The sequence below is a fragment of the Mycobacterium sp. WMMD1722 genome (assembly GCF_049315205.1).
Lineage (GTDB): Bacteria > Actinomycetota > Actinomycetes > Mycobacteriales > Mycobacteriaceae > Mycobacterium.
The window spans coordinates 3522290-3539345 of the sequence record NZ_CP186056.1; the positions used below are offsets into that span (position 1 = coordinate 3522290).

Annotated in this window: 15 protein-coding genes; 12 read left to right on the forward strand and 3 right to left on the reverse strand. The window is 71.6% G+C overall.

The genetic code is table 11. The annotated features are described in order from the left end of the window. Positions 1-20 precede the first annotated feature (20 nt). Positions 21-587: a TetR/AcrR family transcriptional regulator gene (locus tag ACN27E_RS16865; RefSeq protein ID WP_422743165.1), complete on the forward strand. Its 567-nt coding sequence runs from the start codon at positions 21-23 to the stop codon at positions 585-587. A 30-nt stretch (positions 588-617) separates the two neighbouring features. Beyond that, positions 618-2771: an FUSC family protein gene (locus ACN27E_RS16870; RefSeq protein ID WP_422743166.1), complete on the forward strand. Its 2154-nt coding sequence runs from the start codon at positions 618-620 to the stop codon at positions 2769-2771. 1 nt (position 2772) lies between these two features. On the opposite strand, the gene ACN27E_RS16875 is transcribed toward ACN27E_RS16870, so the two are convergent. Continuing rightward, positions 2773-3759, reverse strand: coding sequence for a pirin family protein (locus ACN27E_RS16875; protein WP_422743168.1), 987 nt, complete (start codon positions 3757-3759; stop codon positions 2773-2775). Positions 3760-3822: 63 nt separating this feature from the next. On the opposite strand from ACN27E_RS16875, the gene ACN27E_RS16880 reads away from it, so the two are divergent. Continuing rightward, on the forward strand, positions 3823-4062 hold the full coding sequence (locus ACN27E_RS16880) for a hypothetical protein (RefSeq protein ID WP_422743169.1): 240 nt from the start codon (positions 3823-3825) through the stop codon (positions 4060-4062). Here ACN27E_RS16880 and ACN27E_RS16885 read toward each other — a convergent pair. Then, a complete protein-coding gene (locus ACN27E_RS16885; protein ID WP_422749931.1) occupies positions 4059-5813 on the reverse strand; it encodes a phosphoenolpyruvate--protein phosphotransferase in 1755 nt (584 codons plus the stop codon). The two genes, ACN27E_RS16880 and ACN27E_RS16885, sit on opposite strands and share 4 nt — an antisense overlap. An 88-nt stretch (positions 5814-5901) precedes the next feature. Between ACN27E_RS16885 and ACN27E_RS16890 the strand changes: the two genes are divergently transcribed. The 8 genes from ACN27E_RS16890 (at position 5902) to ACN27E_RS16925 (ending at position 14876) form a co-directional block, all read left to right on the forward strand. Beyond that, positions 5902-6669, forward strand: a complete 768-nt coding sequence (locus tag ACN27E_RS16890) for a DeoR/GlpR family DNA-binding transcription regulator (protein ID WP_422743171.1) — start codon at positions 5902-5904, stop codon at positions 6667-6669. Continuing rightward, positions 6666-7655, forward strand: a complete 990-nt coding sequence (locus ACN27E_RS16895; protein ID WP_422743173.1) for a 1-phosphofructokinase family hexose kinase — start codon at positions 6666-6668, stop codon at positions 7653-7655. Before ACN27E_RS16890 ends, ACN27E_RS16895 begins: the two co-directional genes overlap by 4 nt. Positions 7656-7686: 31 nt before the next feature. Continuing rightward, entirely contained in the window at positions 7687-9711 is a 2025-nt protein-coding gene (locus tag ACN27E_RS16900) for a PTS fructose transporter subunit IIABC (protein ID WP_422743175.1), read from the forward strand. Between the two features lie 28 nt (positions 9712-9739). After that, positions 9740-9997, forward strand: coding sequence for an HPr family phosphocarrier protein (locus ACN27E_RS16905; RefSeq protein WP_422743177.1), 258 nt, complete (start codon positions 9740-9742; stop codon positions 9995-9997). Between the two features lie 230 nt (positions 9998-10227). Further along, on the forward strand, positions 10228-11574 hold the full coding sequence (mycP, locus tag ACN27E_RS16910; protein ID WP_422743179.1) for a type VII secretion-associated serine protease mycosin: 1347 nt from the start codon (positions 10228-10230) through the stop codon (positions 11572-11574). A 13-nt stretch (positions 11575-11587) separates the two neighbouring features. Continuing rightward, complete coding sequence (gene eccE, locus ACN27E_RS16915) at positions 11588-12994, forward strand: type VII secretion protein EccE (protein WP_422743181.1); 1407 nt, start codon at positions 11588-11590, stop codon at positions 12992-12994. A gap of 32 nt (positions 12995-13026) precedes the next feature. Next, positions 13027-14550 carry a PPE domain-containing protein gene (locus ACN27E_RS16920; RefSeq protein WP_422743182.1) on the forward strand — a complete coding sequence of 508 codons (1524 nt, stop codon included), beginning with the start codon at positions 13027-13029 and terminating at the stop codon, positions 14548-14550. A gap of 8 nt (positions 14551-14558) precedes the next feature. Beyond that, a complete protein-coding gene (locus tag ACN27E_RS16925; protein WP_422749933.1) occupies positions 14559-14876 on the forward strand; it encodes a YbaB/EbfC family nucleoid-associated protein in 318 nt (105 codons plus the stop codon). Between the two features lie 2 nt (positions 14877-14878). Here ACN27E_RS16925 and ACN27E_RS16930 read toward each other — a convergent pair whose 3' ends face one another. Further along, on the reverse strand, positions 14879-16054 hold the full coding sequence (locus tag ACN27E_RS16930; RefSeq protein WP_422743183.1) for an acyl-CoA dehydrogenase family protein: 1176 nt from the start codon (positions 16052-16054) through the stop codon (positions 14879-14881). 69 nt (positions 16055-16123) lie between these two features. Here ACN27E_RS16930 and ACN27E_RS16935 point away from each other — a divergent pair, with 69 nt between their 5' ends. Then, positions 16124-17020, forward strand: coding sequence for a hypothetical protein (locus tag ACN27E_RS16935; protein ID WP_422743185.1), 897 nt, complete (start codon positions 16124-16126; stop codon positions 17018-17020). The last annotated feature ends 36 nt before the right edge of the window (positions 17021-17056 follow it).

Consider the following 17056-nt stretch of genomic DNA (forward strand, 5'->3'; position numbering starts at 1 on the left):
GGCAACTACGCTGTCCGGACATGGGGGGTGCCATCACACGGGAGGCCTACTTCGAAACGGGCCTGGCCGTGCTGTCCGATCAGGGGTACGGGGGGTTGAAGCTGGCCGAAGTGTGCCAGCGGCTCGGGGTGACGACCGGATCGTTCTACCACTACTTCGCCAACTGGTCGGCCTACAGCCGTGAACTCGTCGAGTACTGGCGTCACCACCGCACCATGCGGGTGGTCGATGCGGTGCGGGTCGAACCCGACCCGCACCGCCGCATCGAGTGGCTGATCAAGGAGGCGCTGGCGCTGCCGCACGGGGCCGAAGCCGCCATTCGGGTGTGGAGTTCGATCGACCCGGACGTGCACGCCGTGCAGTCGGCGGTCGACCGGCAGCGCTACGACATCATGCGCGAATCGTCCCTGGAGGTGCTCGGCGACGAACGGCGTGCCGAACTGTTCGCCGCATGGAGCGTGTACATCCTCGTCGGCTACGAGCAGAGCACGCTGCCGCCCGATGAGGCTGCCCTGCGGTGGATCGCCGATCAGATGATCGTTGCACTCGATGCGGGTCGGTTCACCTCGGTGCCGGACCAGGGCTGACCCGCCCGCCCCGGGCTACCATCGGCGACCATGCTCACCCCGGCCGTGATCTGGCGCCGGGCGGCCGACCGGGTCGAACGGCGTGACCCGGAGCGTGATGCGCTGCGTCGGGCGGCCCGCGCGGCGATCGTGCTGCCCATCGCCGCGGCCGTCAGCTTCGTCCTCGCCGGCCAGTCCCAGACCCCGATGTTCACCATCTTCGGCTCGGTCGCGCTGCTGATTCTCGCCGACTTCCCCGGCAACCGGCCCGCACGCGCCCTGGCCTACGCCGGGCTCGGCTTCAACGGTGCGGTCCTGATCACGATCGGCACCCTGGTCGCCCCGTATCCGTGGCTGTCGGTCGGGCTGATGTTCGTCCTCGGTGTAGCCGTGACGTTCTCCGGGGTGCTCAGCGAGATCGTGGCGGCCGGACAGCGCGCGACGCTGCTGACCTTCGTGCTGCCGGCGTGCACCCAGCCCGGCCCGATCGACGAACGCCTGACCGGCTGGCTGATCGCACTGGTGGTCTGTGTCCCCGCGGCGCTGTTCATGCTGCCGCCCCGGCACCACGACGATCTGCGCCGGCACGCCGCCGAGGTGTGCCGGCAGCTGGCCGACTGTCTGGACGGGGCGGCGAGCACCCGCGACGTCAACCGGGCGATGAATGCGCTCTACGACAACTTCGTCAACGCCGACTTCCGGCCGGTGGCCCTGACGGCCGGCAGCCGCGCACTGGTCCGCGTGGTGGACGACCTGGGCTGGCTGGCCGACCGGATCACCGACGATCACGGCGCCCTGCTCGGCGATATGAAACCGCCCATCATGCGGGTGTTGCGGGGGTCGGCCGCGGTGTTGAGTCTGTCGGGCCGCGCCGACCGCGCCGCCCACGCCCGCGACCTCGACGAGGCGTTGACCGAACTACGCGGGATCGCGCAGGGCCGCTACCGGGAGGACATCGAGCAGATTCTGGTGGTGCCCGACGACGCCACCGCGGTGGAGGTGGGCCGGACCCTGCTCGGCCGACGCACCTTCTCCGCGACCGTCGGCGTCACCGGCCGAATCGTGCGCAACGCCGCGCTGGCCGACGCGCGCCCGGTGTGGGCGCGGGTGCTCGGGCGGGGCCTGCCGGACACCGGTGCCGCCGAGTGGGTGATGCCCGAGACGACGGCCGTCGCCGCGATCACCAAGGGTTTCGTCGCGACCAGGGCCGTGGTGCTGCGCAACAGCCTGCGCACCGGGCTGGGCCTGGCGCTGGCGGTCGCGGTCACCCACGTGTTCCCGGTCGAACACGGATTCTGGGTGGTGCTCGGCGCGATGTCGGTACTGCGCAGCAGCGCGCTGACCACCGGGACCCGCGTGGTGCGAGCGGTCGCCGGCACCGGCATCGGATTCGTCATCGGCGTGGTGGTCATCGAGGTGGTCGGCGTCGAGCCGGTGATCATGTGGGCGCTGCTGCCCGTGGTGGCTTTCGGCTCGGCCTACGTGCCCGAGGTCGCCTCGTTCATCGCCGGCCAGGCTGCCTTCACCATGATGGTGTTGATCATCTTCAACGTCATCCAGCCCACCGGGTGGTCGGTGGGACTGATCCGGGTCGAGGACGTCGTGGTCGGCGCGCTGGTGGGGGTGACCGTCTCGCTGCTGCTGTGGCCCCGCGGGGCGTCGGCGTCGGTGTCGCTGGCCGTGCGTAAGGCCGGCGTGACCGGGGCCGCGCTGCTCAAGGCGGCGGTCCTGCGGGTCACCCGCGGCGCGTCCGAGACTGCCGATGACCGGGTGATGGCGCTGAGCCATGACGCCCTGGAAGCCTCCCGGACACTCGACGATGCTCTGCGGCAATATCTTTCGGAGACCGGCGGGGAGATCGACCCCAAGGCTCCGGTGGTGCGCACCGCCAACCGGTGCGTGCGGCTGCGCGCCGCCGCCGAGCTGGTCGCCGACGTGGTGCCGCCCCCGCTGGGTGTCTATCCGCGCACCCGAGCGGTGCTGGAGAGCCATGCCGACCTGGCCGCACTGCGGTTGCTCGGCCGTCCGGTCGCACGCTCGCTACCGCCGATCACCGACGACTTCGTCCGGGCGCTGCGCGCCGAGGCCGGCGATCGTGAGCTGTCGGTGTCGGCGGCGCTGCCGTTGGTCACCGTCGCCGCCCAGCTCGGCGAGCTGGAGCTGCTCTACCCCCGCCGCGAGGAGGCCCGGACCGCACCGCGCTGAGCTAACGACCCGAGGTGTGCGGCATCAGCGCATCCGGCGGAATGGTGCCGAATCGGCCGGCCTGATAGTCCTCGAGCGCCTGGATCAGTTCGGATTTGGAGTTCATCACGAACGGGCCGTAGTGGAAAACCGGTTCGCGAATCGGCCGGCCGCCGAGGATCAGCAGTTCCAACGCCGGACGACGGGATTCCTGGGTGACATTCGCGGCGAGGTCGATACGGTCCCCGGGCCCGAGCACCGCGAGTTGTCCCTGCTCGATCGGATGGCCGAGCGGGCCGACGGTGCCGCGGCCCGACAGCACGTACACCAAGGCGTTGAAGTCGCGCTCCCACGGCAGGTTTACCCGGGCGCCGGGCTGAATCGTCGCGTGCGCCAGCGTGATCGGGGTGTGCGTCGAACCGGGGCCACGGCCGGGCCCGTGCTGCCCGGCGATCTGGCCGGCGATGACCCGCACCAGCGCACCGCCGTCCTCGGACGTCAGCAGAGCGACCTGACCGCCCTCGATCGCCTGGTAGCGCGGCGCGGCGAACTTGTCGCGGCGCGGCAGGTTCACCCACAGCTGGATCCCGTGGAACACCCCACCGCTCTCGACGAGTTCGGCGGGCGGTGTCTCGATGTGCAGGATGCCCGAACCGGCCGTCATCCACTGGGTGGCGCCGTCGGTGATGAGACCGCCGCCGCCGTGTGAATCCTGGTGCGCGAATCGGCCGTCGATCATGTAGGTCACGGTCTCGAAGCCGCGGTGCGGATGCCAGTCGGTCCCGCGCGGTTCGCCCGGCTCGTACTCCACCTCGCCCATCTGGTCCATGTGGATGAACGGGTCGAGGTCGGCGGCGCTCACTCCGGCGAACGCACGGACGACCGGGAACCCCTCGCCTTCGTAGCCGCGGGGGCCGGTGGTGACGGAGCGGACGGGTCGGTCGGTGTCGGAGGGCAAGGGTGCCGCCACGCGGGGCAGGGTCAGGGTGTCGGCAGTGATCGCGGGCATGCCACGAGTAACCGGACCACGGTCCGATTGATTCCCGCGGCGGGTCCGGGTTACCCCACGGCCATGACGCATGCCAATGAACCCGCCGAATGGGAGGTGGTGGCCGCCCGGCTCAACGACCGGGGCGACGCCGCCCAGGGCGCCCAGGAGGTGTCGGTGGCCACGGGACCGGAGGACGAGGCGCGCCGGGTGTACGCCGACACCGTGGGATACGCGGCCGAGGAGGGCTACGAGTACGTCGCACTGCGACGCAACGGCGCCGACGTGGAGGCCTGGCCGCAGGCCACCGGTTGGACCGTCTAACCCAGGACCGCGCGTGCGGCGGCCCGCGCCTCGGCGGCGGTGGCGGTGGCCAGGACGGCATCCGCGGCGGCACGGCACTGCTGCAGGGTGACCTCCGACAGTCGCGCGCCCACCCCCTGCACCGCCGCGGCCGCGGCCGACAGGGACGTCACGCCGAACCCGGCCAGGACGCCGGCCAGCAGCGGATCGGCCGCGGCCTCGCCGCACACGCCGACCGGCTTTCTCACCGCCGCGCCCGCCCGCACCGTCATGGCCACCAGCGCGAGGACGGCCGGCTGCCAGGGATCGGTCAGCGCCGCGAGATCGGCGGACATCCGGTCGGCGGCCATCGTGTACTGCGCCAGATCGTTGGTGCCGATCGAGAGGAAGTCGACGTGCTCGAGGATCCGGTCGGCCAGCAGCGCCGCCGCGGGCACTTCGATCATCACCCCGGGCGTCAGACCGTGCCGCCGAACCGCCGTGGCGAAGTCTTTCGCCTCGTCGGCGGTGGCGATCATCGGCGCCATCACCCACGGTGGGTTTCCGGTGCGCTCCGCCGCCACGGCGATGCCCTCGAGTTGCCGTTCCAGCAGACCGGGCTCGTTCCTGGCGATGCGGATGCCGCGCACGCCGAGCGCGGGATTGGCCTCGTCGGGGTGCCCGGCGAACTTCAGCGGTTTGTCCGATCCCGCGTCGAGCGTGCGAATGACGACCTTGTGCCCCTCGAACGCCTCGAGCACCTCGGCGTAGATGTCGGCCTGTTCGGCCACGCTCGGTTCGGTATCGCGGTTGAGAAAGCACAGTTCGGTGCGGAACAGTCCGACACCCTCGGCCGGCGTCTCCCGGGCGGCACGCGCGGCCGCGCCATCCTGGACGTTCGCCAGGATTGCCACCGGATGGCCGTCGGCGGTGGCACCGGGTCCGCTCCAGCGCCCGGCACGTTCGGCCGCCTGTACCGCCGTGGCGACCGCCTGGGCCGCGACCGCCTCGTCGGGGGCCACGGTGACGGTTCCGGCGGTACCGTCGACCAGCACCGACACCCCGGCGGGCACCGTGTCCAGACCGTCGACGGCGACGACGCACGGGATGCCGAGCTGGCGGGCGATGATCGCGGTGTGGCTGGTGGGGCCGCCCAGGGTGGTGGCGAGCGCGACCACCAGCGTCGGATCCAGGCCGGCGGTATCGGCCGGTGCCAGGTCCGGCGCGAAGAGGATCGATGGCTGCGCCGGCACCGGCACACCCGGTTCGGGCAGGCCGCTGAGCTCGGCGACCACCCGGTCGCGGATGTCCTGCAGATCGGTGACACGTTCGGCCATCAACCCACCCATCGTGGTGAACAGTTCGACGAACTGGGCGACGGCCTCCCGCACCGCACGCGCGGCAGAAGCGCCGCCGGTGATCCGCTTCTCCGCGGCGCCCAGCCAAGCGCGGTCCTGCGCGAGCGTGGCGGTGGCCGCCAGAACCTCACTGGCCGCCCCGGTGGCATGCGCGGCCCGGTCGCGCAGCCGGCCGGCGACGGCCGTCGCCGCAGAGGTGAAGCGCGCGACCTCGGCGGACCGGTCATCCTCGGCGAGGTCACCGCCGTCGTCATCGACGACCGGGGGTCCGCCGGGCCGGATCACCGGCCCGTACCGCACGCCCGGGACCACCGGGACTCCTTGGAGAACGCTGCCCGACGGTGGCTGTGAGGTGGACGACAGAGGCGTGACCATGTGAACCAGATTACAAATATTCGTTGACAAGTCAACACGAACGGAGGTAAAACCAAACATAACCAACTTTTCGGTGCCCGATCCACGCATGTTCCGAAGCCAGACCGCGGATCTTGTCCGAATGCCAGCCCGAGATTGACGGAGCTCCATGTACGCCGAAGAACGGCAGCAGGCCATCGCCTCCCTCGTCATGCGCAAGGGCCGGGCGTCGGTGGCCGAATTGGCCGAGGCGTACGACGTCACCACCGAGACGGTGCGACGCGACCTGGCAGCCCTCGACCGGGCCGGCCTGCTGCGCCGCGTCCACGGCGGCGCCGTGCCGGCCCGCGCGCTGCACCTGGTCGAATCCGGCGTCGGCGAACGCGACGAGACCCGGGCCGAACACAAAGACCGGATCGCCGCCGCGGCGGTCGACCACCTGCCCGCCGGCGGGTCCAGCGTGCTGCTCGACGCCGGGACCACCACCGCCCGCATCGCCGCCCAGCTGCCCACCGACCGCGAGCTCGTCGTGGTCACCAATTCGGTGCCGATCGCGGCGCGCCTGGCCGGCGTGCCGACGGTGCGCCTGCAGTTGCTCGGCGGGCGCGTACGCGGGCTCACCCAGGCCACCGTCGGCGAACAGGCGCTGCGGGTGCTGGAGACCCTGCGCGTGGACGTCGCGTTCATCGGCACCAACGGCATCAGCGTGAGCCATGGGCTGTCGACCCCCGACAGCGAGGAGGCGGCGGTCAAACGGGCCATGGTGCGCGCCGCGAGCCAAGTCGTGGTCGCCGCCGACTCGTCCAAGGCCGGCCGCGAGGACTTCGTCAGTTTCGCCCCGCTGTCCAGCGTCGACACCCTGATCACCGACGACGAGCTCGGCGACGGCTACCGCGCCCAGTTCTGCGACCGCGGTGTCGAGGTGGTGGTCGCGTGATCGTCACCGTCACCCCCAACCCGAGCATCGACCGCACCGTCATGCTCTCCGCGACGCTGGTGCGCGGCGCCGTGCAGCGGGTCGATCGCGTACTCGACGAACCGGGCGGCAAGGGGGTCAACGTCGCACGTGCCCTCACCCTGGCCGGAGTCGACACCGTCGCGCTGCTGCCCGCCGCCGACCGAGATCCGCTGCTGAGCGCGCTGCAGACCGGCGGCGTGCCATTCCGCCGAGTACCGACCGACCAGCCCGTACGGACCAACCTGGCCATCACCGAACCCGACGGCACCACGACCAAACTCAACGAGCGCGGCGCGATACTCGCCGCCCCGGCAGCGCAGGCCCTCACCGCCGCGGTGGTCGAGGCGGCCGCAGGCGCCGACTGGGTGGTGCTCTCCGGCTCACTGCCGCCGGGCCCGGCCGAGGACTGGTACGCCGTCGCGGTCGCCGCGCTGGCCGGCACCGGCTGCCGGATAGCCGTCGACACCTCCGAGGGTCCGCTCGCCGCACTGGCCGCCGCGTTCGACCGCGCGGCCCCCGATCTGCTCAAACCCAACGCCGAGGAACTCGCCGGGCTGGTCGGGGCCCGCCCCGAAGATCTCGAGCGCGCCGCGGCCGCCGGCGATCCCGGGCCGGTGGTGTCCGCGGCCCGCCACCTCGTCGACCGCGGAGTGGGCGCGGTGCTCGCCACCCTCGGCGCGGCCGGCGCCGTCCTGGTCGACGCGACCGGCGCCTGGCTGGCCGTTCCGCCGCCGATCGCGCCCCGCAGCACCGTCGGCGCCGGTGACGCCGCGCTGGCCGGGTACCTTCGCGCCACGGCGGCCGGAGCCGAACCGCCGGTTCGACTGCGGATGGCCGTGGCCTATGGCAGCGCGGCCGCGGCCCTACCCGGTTCGGCTCTGCCCGGTCCCGACCAGCTGGATCTCGACGGCGTCGCCGTCACCCCGCTCCCCCCGATGTTCACCCCCGCTTCGGCCGGTTCCTGATCCGGTCAGCTCGAGAGAGAAAGAACCCGCCATGTCCAGTCCCACCGCCTCGATCATCGCCAGCGATCTGGTGCTGCTCGACGTCGACGCCGGCAGTGACCGCGAGACCGTGATCGGCCGCCTCGCCCACCTGCTGGCCGACGCCGGACGCACCGACGACACCGACGGGCTGATCGCGGCGGCGATGGCCCGGGAGGCGCAGTCGGCGACCGGCCTACCCGGCGGGATCGCGATCCCGCACTGCCGTTCGCCGTTCGTACCGACCGCGACGATCGCGTTCGCCCGGCTCGCGCCGGCCGTCGACTTCGGTGCCGCGGACGGGCCCGCGGACCTGGCCTTCCTGATCGCCGCCCCCGACTCCGGCGGTGCCGAACACATGAAGCTGCTCTCAAGTCTGGCCCGGGCGCTGGTGCGCAAGGAGTTCGTCGCCTCGCTGCGCGACGCCCGGACGCCCGAGGAGGTGGTGACGCTGGTCGAGGAGGTGGTCAACCCCGCCCCCGCCCGGCCCGCCGCACCCGCCGAGACCCCGCCCGCCCAACCGTCCGCGCCGCGCTCACTCGTCGCCATCACGGCCTGTCCCACCGGCATCGCCCACACCTACATGGCCGCCGACTCCCTGGTCGCCGCGGCCAAGAACGCCGGGGTCACCCTGCACGTCGAGACGCAGGGCTCCTCGGGCAGCACCCCCCTGTCCGCCGAGACCATCGCCGCCGCCGGCGCGGTCATCTTCGCCACCGACGTCGGCGTCAAGGACCGGCAACGCTTCGCCGGTAAACCCGTCATCGCCTCGGGCGTCAAACGGGCGATCAACGAACCCGACACGATGGTCGCCGAAGCCCTGGCCGCCGCAGACAACCCGAACGCCGCGCGCGTGGAGGGCAGCCCGGCCGCGGGGTCGTCCACCGCCGCATCGGCCTCGTCGGGCGTCGGCTGGGGCACCCGGACCCGACAGATCCTGCTGACCGGGGTGAGCTACATGATCCCGTTCGTCGCGGCCGGCGGACTGCTGATCGCGCTCGGCTTCCTGTTCGCCGGCTACGACATCGCCAACACCCCCGACGGTGAGACCAGTTCGCTCGGCAACATCATCGCCACCACCAACTCGCTGACCAACCTGCCCGCCGGCGGCCTGCTGCAGTACCTCGGCGCCATCCTGTTCACCCTCGGCGGGCTGGCCTTCTCGTTCCTGGTGCCCGCGCTCGCCGGCTACATCGCATTCGCCATCGCCGACCGTCCGGGCATCGCCCCGGGTTTCACCGCCGGCGCGGTCGCCGTCTTCGTCGGCGGCGGCTTCATCGGCGGCATCGTCGGCGGCCTGATCGCCGGATTCGCCGCGCTGTGGATCAGTCGGATCAAGGTGCCGCAGTGGTCCAGGGGCCTGATGCCGGTGGTGATCATCCCGTTGTTCGCCTCGTTGGCGGTCGGACTGCTGATGTTCCTGCTGCTGGGCCGCCCACTGGCCGCCATCACCTCCGGCCTGACGAACTGGCTGGGTGGGCTGTCGGGCAGCTCGGTCATCATCCTCGGCGTGATCCTTGGCCTGATGATGTGCTTCGACCTCGGTGGACCGGTCAACAAGGCGGCCTACGCATTCGCCACCGCCGGTCTGAACGTCGCCGACCCGGCGTCGCTGCGGATCATGGCCGCAGTGATGGCCGCAGGCATGGTGCCGCCACTGGCGATGGCCTTGGCCTCGACCGTGCGGCCCGCGCTGTTCACCGAGCCCGAACGCGAGAACGGCCGCGCCGCCTGGCTGCTCGGCGCCTCGTTCATCTCCGAGGGGGCAATACCCTTCGCCGCGGCCGACCCGCTGCGGGTGATCCCGTCGATGATGTTCGGCGGAGCGGTCACCGGGGCCTTGATCATGGCGTTCGATGTGACGCTCAAAGCGCCGCACGGCGGGATCTTCGTCTTCTTCGCCATCGGGAACCTGCTCTGGTTCCTGGTGGCGCTGGCCGCCGGCACGGCAGCCGCCGCCGCCGCCGTGGTGGCCGCCAAACAGTTCGCCCGGCCCGGCGCCGGCACCGAGGCGGCCCCCCAACTCGCCACCGCCTGACCCCGCCCCAACAGAAGGAGAATCCGCTATGCCCGCCAAGACCGTCACCGTCGGCTCGTCCATCGGCCTGCACGCCCGGCCCGCCGCGCTGATCGCCGAGGCCGTTGTCAATGCCGGCGTCCCGGTCACCCTGTCGGTGGACGGCGGCGAACCCGTCGACGCCGGATCCGCACTGATGATCATGACCCTCGGCGCCGCCAACGGCGCCGAGGTGACCGTGGCCTCCGACGACCAGGACGCGCTCGACACCATCGCAGCCCTGGTCGAGCAGGATCTCGATGCCTGAGTTTGCCAGCGGCTTCACCCGTTCCTAGCTGCGACGAGGCCGCGCGGGTCGGCGTGGCCGGCAGTATTTCCGGAGCCACCACCTTCGCGACACCCTTACGATTGCTACCGTGCATTCGATCGGTCGGGGCGACGCGGACGCCAACGCGCGCACGCGCCGTGATTCCGGTTTGCTATCCGCCCGGGTGCCCCCGGGAACCGGGGTGAGTGTCGAGGGGGGTGTGTGAGGCGATGCGTCGGTTCGTCGTGCTGTTCCTGGCGTTGACGCTGGCTCTTCTCACCGCGCCGCCGGCCGCGGCGATCGAGCCGCCCACCATCGACCCCTCCGCCGTGCCGCCGGACGAGACCGGACCGGATTCGCCCACCGAGCAGCGCCGGGTGTGCTCAGCCCCCACGGTCCTGCCGAACAGCAATTTTGCCGACAAGCCGTGGGCGAACAACTACCTGCAGATCGCCGAGGCGCAGAAGTTCGCGACCGGCGCCGGGGTGACCGTTGCCGTGATCGACACCGGAGTGAACGGCAACCCGCGGGTGCCCGCGGAACCGGGTGGCGATTTCGTCGACCAGGCCGGGAACGGGATGTCGGACTGCGACGCCCACGGCACGCTCACCGCCTCGATCATCGGTGGCCGCCCGGTGCCCACCGACGGCTTCGTCGGAGTGGCCCCCAATGCCCGCATCCTGTCGCTGCGGCAGACCTCCGAGGCGTTCCAGCCCGTCGGCGCCCGCCAGGACCCCAACGATCCCAACACCACCCCGACCGCGGGATCGCTGCGCAGCCTGGCCCGCGCGGTCGTCCATGCCGCCAATCTCGGCGCCCAGGTGATCAACATCAGCGAGGCCGCCTGCTACAAGGTCACCCGGCCGATCAACGAGACCGGCCTCGGCGCGGCCATCAACTACGCGGTCAACGTCAAGAACGCCGTGGTGGTCGTCGCCGCCGGTAACACCGGTCAGGACTGCAACCAGAACCCGCCGCCGGATCCGGCGGTCCCGGCCGACCCGCGGGGCTGGAAACAGGTGCAGACCATCGTCAGCCCGGCGTGGTACTCGCCGCTGGTGTTGACCGTCGGCAGCATCGACGAGAACGGCCAGCCCAGCAATTTCTCGATGTCGGGCCCCTGGGTCGGTGCGGCCGCACCGGGCGCCAACATCACCGCGCTCGGCTACGACGGCGCACCGGTCAACGCGTTGCAGGGCCAGGACGGGCCCATCCCGATCGGCGGCACCTCGTTCTCGGCGGCCTACGTCTCCGGACTGGCGGCGCTGCTCAAGGAGCGGTTCCCGACGCTCTCGCCGGCGCAGATCATGAACCGGATCACCGCGACGGCGCGGCACCCCGGCGGTGGCGTCGACAACTACGTGGGCGCCGGGGTGATCGATCCGGTGGCCGCGCTGACCTGGGATGTCCCCGAGGGGCCGACGGCGGTCCCCTACCGCGTCAAGGAAATCCCGCCGCCGCCGTACGTCCCGCCCCCGGACCGCGGGCCGATCACCTGGGTCGTCGTCATCGGCGCCGGGCTGGCGCTGGCGCTCGGCATCGGCGCGCTGACCCGCCGGGCGCTGAGGCGGCGGTGAAGGTGGCACCGCGATGAACCTGCTGCGCCAGTTCGGGCTGCGCCTGACCACCGGCCACCTCATCTGGGCGGCGGTGCTGATCCCGGCCTGCCTCGCGGCCTGCATCCCCAGCGGCCGGCTGTGGCTCGGGATCGCGGTCTCCGCGGCCATCGCCCTGCTCGCGGTGGTCACCCTGCGCGGCCGACGGCTCACCGGTTGGATTGCCGTCCTGTTCTCCTGGCGACGGCGCCACCGCGCCGTACCGACCGCGCCCTCGGAACCCGCGGTCGGCGCGACGGTGCTGCCTGGCGACCACGTCGCGGTGCGCTGGCAGGGCGACCACTTGGTGTCGGCGATCGAACTGGTCCCGCGGCCGTTCACCCCGACGGTGGTCGTCAACGGCCAGTCCTTCACCGACGACGTCCTCGACACCGCGTTGGTCGAAGAACTCATCGCCGCGCATTGCCCGGATCTGGAGGCCGACGTGGTGGCTGCGGGCTATCGCGTTGGTAAGACCGCGCCGGCCAGCCTGGTCGCACTCTACGAACAGGTCGTCGGTCCGTATCCGGCGCCGGCCAGCCGGCGGACCTGGATCGTGCTGCGCGCCGATCCCGAACGGACGCGTAAGACCGCACAGCGCCGCGCATCCGGTGTCGCCGGGCTGGCCGGCTATCTGGTCGCCTCGACGACACGGATCGCCGATCAGCTGGCCAGCAACGGCATCGACGCCCGCTGCAGCCGCAGCTTCGACGACTTCGACCGCGCAACCGAGGTCAGCTTCGAACGTGAGACGTGGTCGACGATCAAGGGCCGCAGCACGTTCACCGCCGCCTACAGCGCACCGGGCGGTCCGGACGTGTGGTGGTCGGCGCGGGCGGACCACACCATCACCCGGATGCGCATTCGTCCCGGCAACGCGCCCACCACCACGGTGCTGCTGACCACGTTGGGGAATCCGACGACGCCGCGCGGCTTCTCGTGTCTGTTCGGCGGTCAGCGGGCCGCGCTGCAGGGCATCAGCCCGGTGACCGACCGGCACTACGAACTGCCGATCGGCTCGGCGGGAATCCTGGTCGGCGAGACCGCCGACCGCTATCCGGTGTACATGCCGTTCGACGATATCGACGTCAGCATCAACCTCGGCGATGCGCGACTGTTCACCCAGTTCGTGGTGCGGTCGGCGGCCGCCGGGGCCGTGGTCACTCTCGGCCCGCGATTCCGGGAGTTCGCCGGTTTCGTCAACGGGCGCATCGGAGACGTCGCGAAGGTGTCCTGGCCCGGCCACGGAGGCGAGGTCACCACCTACCTCGAGCCGCACCCCGGGGTGAGCCGAGTCATTCTGCGGCACAACTTCATCGACACACCGCGACACCGGCAGCTGCCGATACACCTGATCAATCCGCGTGAGGAGAGCCGCTACCAGATGGCGCTGGAACAATGAGGCACAACCGGCGCGGGGAAGGGGGCTGACGCATGTCCGGGCAACGGGTCGATCCGCAGACGCTGCGGGCCCAGGCGGAGTCGATGACGTTCCCGTGGGTGCAGCTGCCCGCGCAGGCGCAACGGCCCGACCGCCTCACCGCCACCATCGCCGCGGTGGCGAACGTGAATGCGAACGCCGAAGCGCTGGGCCGGTATTGGTCCTACGCCGAGACCGAGAACGCGAACATCATGGGCGCGCTGCGCTCGGCGGCCGATGCCTACCAGCAGGTCGACGAGCAGTACGGCGTCGCGATCGACAACCCGGACCGGGCCGCGGCGGTCGACCGGATCACCATCGCCGACAACTCTATTCCGCTGCCCCCGGTCCCCGAGAGCCCGGCGTTCGAGCCCGTCGCGGCCGGCTCCTACAGCGACGTGGAGAGCACCCAGCAGCTGTTCGCCGAAGGTGACGGCGGCGCGTCACTGCAGGTCATGGCGGTCAACTTCGGGGTGCTCGCCGATCACCTCGATGCCCGCTCCGGCGCACCCGACACCACCGACTGGGAGGGTCAGGCGGCCGACGCCGCGCTACAGCGTCACAACACCTTCAACGCCTGGCTGGAGCAGTTGAGCCAGGCCTATCGCAACCTCGCGCTGTCGGCCCAGAAGCTGCGCGATGCGCATCTGGCCGCCAAGGCCGCCCATCAGAGCATCTACGACCAGTACATGGTCAAGAAGCAGCAGCTGGCCACGGCCTACCGGCAGCGGTCGGCGAACGATCCGGTGATCGCCCAACTGCAGAACGACATGCACCAGCTGCAGCAGCAGTCCGACGATCTGCGCGACGGCTACGCCGGGCAGGCGAACATCAGCCCGGCGATGCCGGGTGCGCCCGATTCGGCGGCACCGACCGGACCGGCCACCGTCGGCGGCGGTGGCGGCGGTGGCGGTGGTGGACCGGCGAAGGGCATGCCCGCACCGGGCGACGTCGGGTCGCAGGGCGGCGCACCGGCCATGTCCCCGGCGTCGGCCGGCGGTCAGGGCGGCGGATCGCCCGCCGGCGGTAGCGCACCCGGCGGCGGCGCACCCGGTGGCGGGTCCTCCGGCGGTGGCGCCCCGGGCGGCGGGTTGCCCGGTGGTCTCGGCGGGGAGCCCGGCGGCGAGCCGGAGCCGATGCCGCCGCTGCCCGACGACCCGGGGCTCAAGCCGGCCGGTGCCGGCGGCGGGGGCCCCGGCGGCGGTGCGGGCGGGGGCGCCGGCGCCGGTGGTGTACCCGCCGGTCCGCTGCAACCGGCGGTCGGCGCCCATTCGGTCGCCCCCGCCCCGGCGAGCGGCACGTCCGGCGGCGGTGTCGCGGGAGCGCCGGCGGGCGCCGGGGCCGGCGGCATGGGCATGGGCGGCATGCCGATGGGCGGCGGACACGGCGGCGGCCGCGGTGGCGGCGGTCAGGACCGTAAGCGCACACCCGGCCTGTCGCCCGATGAGGATCTCTACGTCGAGGACCGGCCGTACACCGAGGCGATCATCGGGCGTCAGGCCCGGCGGGGCCCGCAGGAAGGCAAGGATCCGAAGTGACCGACGAGATGCATCCCGCGGTCGCCGCCGTCCTGCGGCAGGCCCGCGAGCTGCAGTCGATCATGGATGCGCAGCTGCAGAAGATGAACTCCGACACCTTCGTCGGCTCCGACGAATCCGGCACCGTCGAGGTCACCCTCGACGGTCACCATCAGCTCACCGACGTCTACATCGAGGAGGGTCTGCTCCGCCACGGTGCGCAGACCGTCGCGGCCCGGCTCAACGAGGCGCTGCAGAATGCGACGGCGGCGGCCACCGCGGCGATCGAGGCCGACCGGGAACGCATCGACGCCATGGTCGCCGAACTCACCGACCGGGAGCACTGACCCTAGAGGCCCGGCTGGTCCTCGATGATCCCCAGCCAGATCTGTGCGGCGTCGATGGCCACCTTCTCGCTGATGAACGCATGCTGGGTTCCGGTGTAGATGTCCCGGAAGGCCCGCTCGAGGCGGCTGCCGTCGCGGATCGCGCTGGTGCCCGCCACCAGATGCGCCCATTCCGCAGCCGACCGCGCGACGTCGGTGGCGTAGACCGCGGCGACTCGGATATCGGCTCGCGAGGCCGGCGTCAGCTCACCACCGTCGGCGACGTGGGCCTCCGCGGTGGTGAACGCGTCGAGCACCAGCAGCCGGGCCGCGCGCCAGGCGGCGACGTGGTGGGCCAGCCCCTTCTGGAACGTGGGCCGGCTGGCCAGCGAGGCCATGTCGCTCATCCGGAATTTCGTGGCGGCCAACTCCTGGACGTCGTCGAGCATGCTCTTGGCCACCCCCAGCGCCCAGGCCGCATGGCCCGCCGCCGTCACCGGCATCATGCCCATCCTGGTGGCCGGTGACGACCCGCGCCGCGGCACCCGCTCGAACAGCGCGAACGTGCGGGACTGCGGGACGAATACGTCGCTGACGCTGTAGTCGTAGGATCCGGTGCCGCGGAGCCCCTGCACATGCCAGCCGTCGGTGAACGTGACGTCGGCGCGCGGCAGGATCGCCACCTGCATGTCGGGGACACCCTCACTGACCCAACGCATCTCGCCGTCGTCGAATGGCAGGAACCCGGCGGCCACATACTGGGCGTGGCCGGTACCGGAGCCGAAGCTCCATGAACCCGTCAGCCGGTAGCCCCCGTCGACCGTCACACCCTGCCCGTTCGGGAAGAACTGCCCACCCATGGTGATCCGGTTGTCGTTGGCGGTGAACACCTCGGCGAAACCCTCGTCGGGCAGATAGCTCGCCGCGGCGAAGGACGACGGCAGGTTGGCGATGCCGATCCAGCCGAAAGACCCGTCTTGCCAAGCCATCTCGATCCACGTCTCGATCATCTCGGTGAACGTGGGCTCCACACCACCGGCGGGCGCCGGGTTGAACGAGGACATCAGATCGTCGGCCCACATGGCCTCCACGATCTCCGGAGCCAGCGTACGCAGCCGCTCCGACTCGCCGGCGTTGGCGCGCACGACCTCTCGCAGGTTACGCGCCCGGGTCACGACATCGATGTCGGTGTGGGTCATCGGATGACCGTACGCCCTGCGCCCGATAATGCGTTGAAACGACGGGCAGCAGGACGCATGCTGCCGGTGATGGACGATCTCCTGCGCTGGCCGTCGCTGGCCGACGAACGGGCGGTGGCCGGCGAGCTCTACGGCGAGGGGGGCGCGCGACTGCTCGCCGAGTGGCTGTTCGAGCAGCTCGCCCGAGTCGACGACGCGGCGTTCGTCCGCACGTTCACCGACCACGTCCAGCTGGCCGGTGTCGAGCCCGACGAGTACGCACATCGTCTGGTGTCCGGCGCGGACGGCTCGCTGCTGGCCGGTATCCGCTTCTACCACCGAGATGTCAGCCGACCGTTCGTCGAGGTCGTCGCGCACACCTTCACCGACCTCGACGCGCTGTCCGACTGTGTGCGTGCCGAATGGTCGGCCTTCAACGTCCGATATCTGCGGACCTGCGCCCGGCCGGGGCGGCTCACCGGCCCTCAGATGGTGCTCGACGTGAGCATCCACGCCGCGCGGTACGCCGATATGGCCGCACCGGACGGCCGAGTACACCTGCAGCCGTTCACCGACGCCGAAGACGCGATCGCACTGGTCGACGACCGCTACCGTCGGCTGGCCGGTGACGATCCGGTCCTGGCGCGCAACATCTCTGCAGCCGATCCGGTCGACATCCACCGCTGGCATGACGTCGGGCAGCTCCGCGCCGTGCGCGCGGGCGACCGCACCGTCGGCGCGCTGGCCGTCGCCCCGGACACGGTGTCATGGCTGTCCGGGGACGTGGTGCAGGAGGAGGTGATCGCCGCCGCCCACAGCGGACACGGATACGCCGCGGCCGCCCAGACGGTGTGGGCGGCCGAGCGGGCCGGCGATCGGCAGCGGTTGCTGCTGGGCACCATCGACCGGCACAACACCGTCTCGCGACGGACCGCGCTGCGCGCGGGGCGACCCGTGGTGCTCGAGCGGGTGTTCGTCCGCCTCTGAGGCCCGACAGCGGCTTCGGTTACCGCTGCGTGTGAC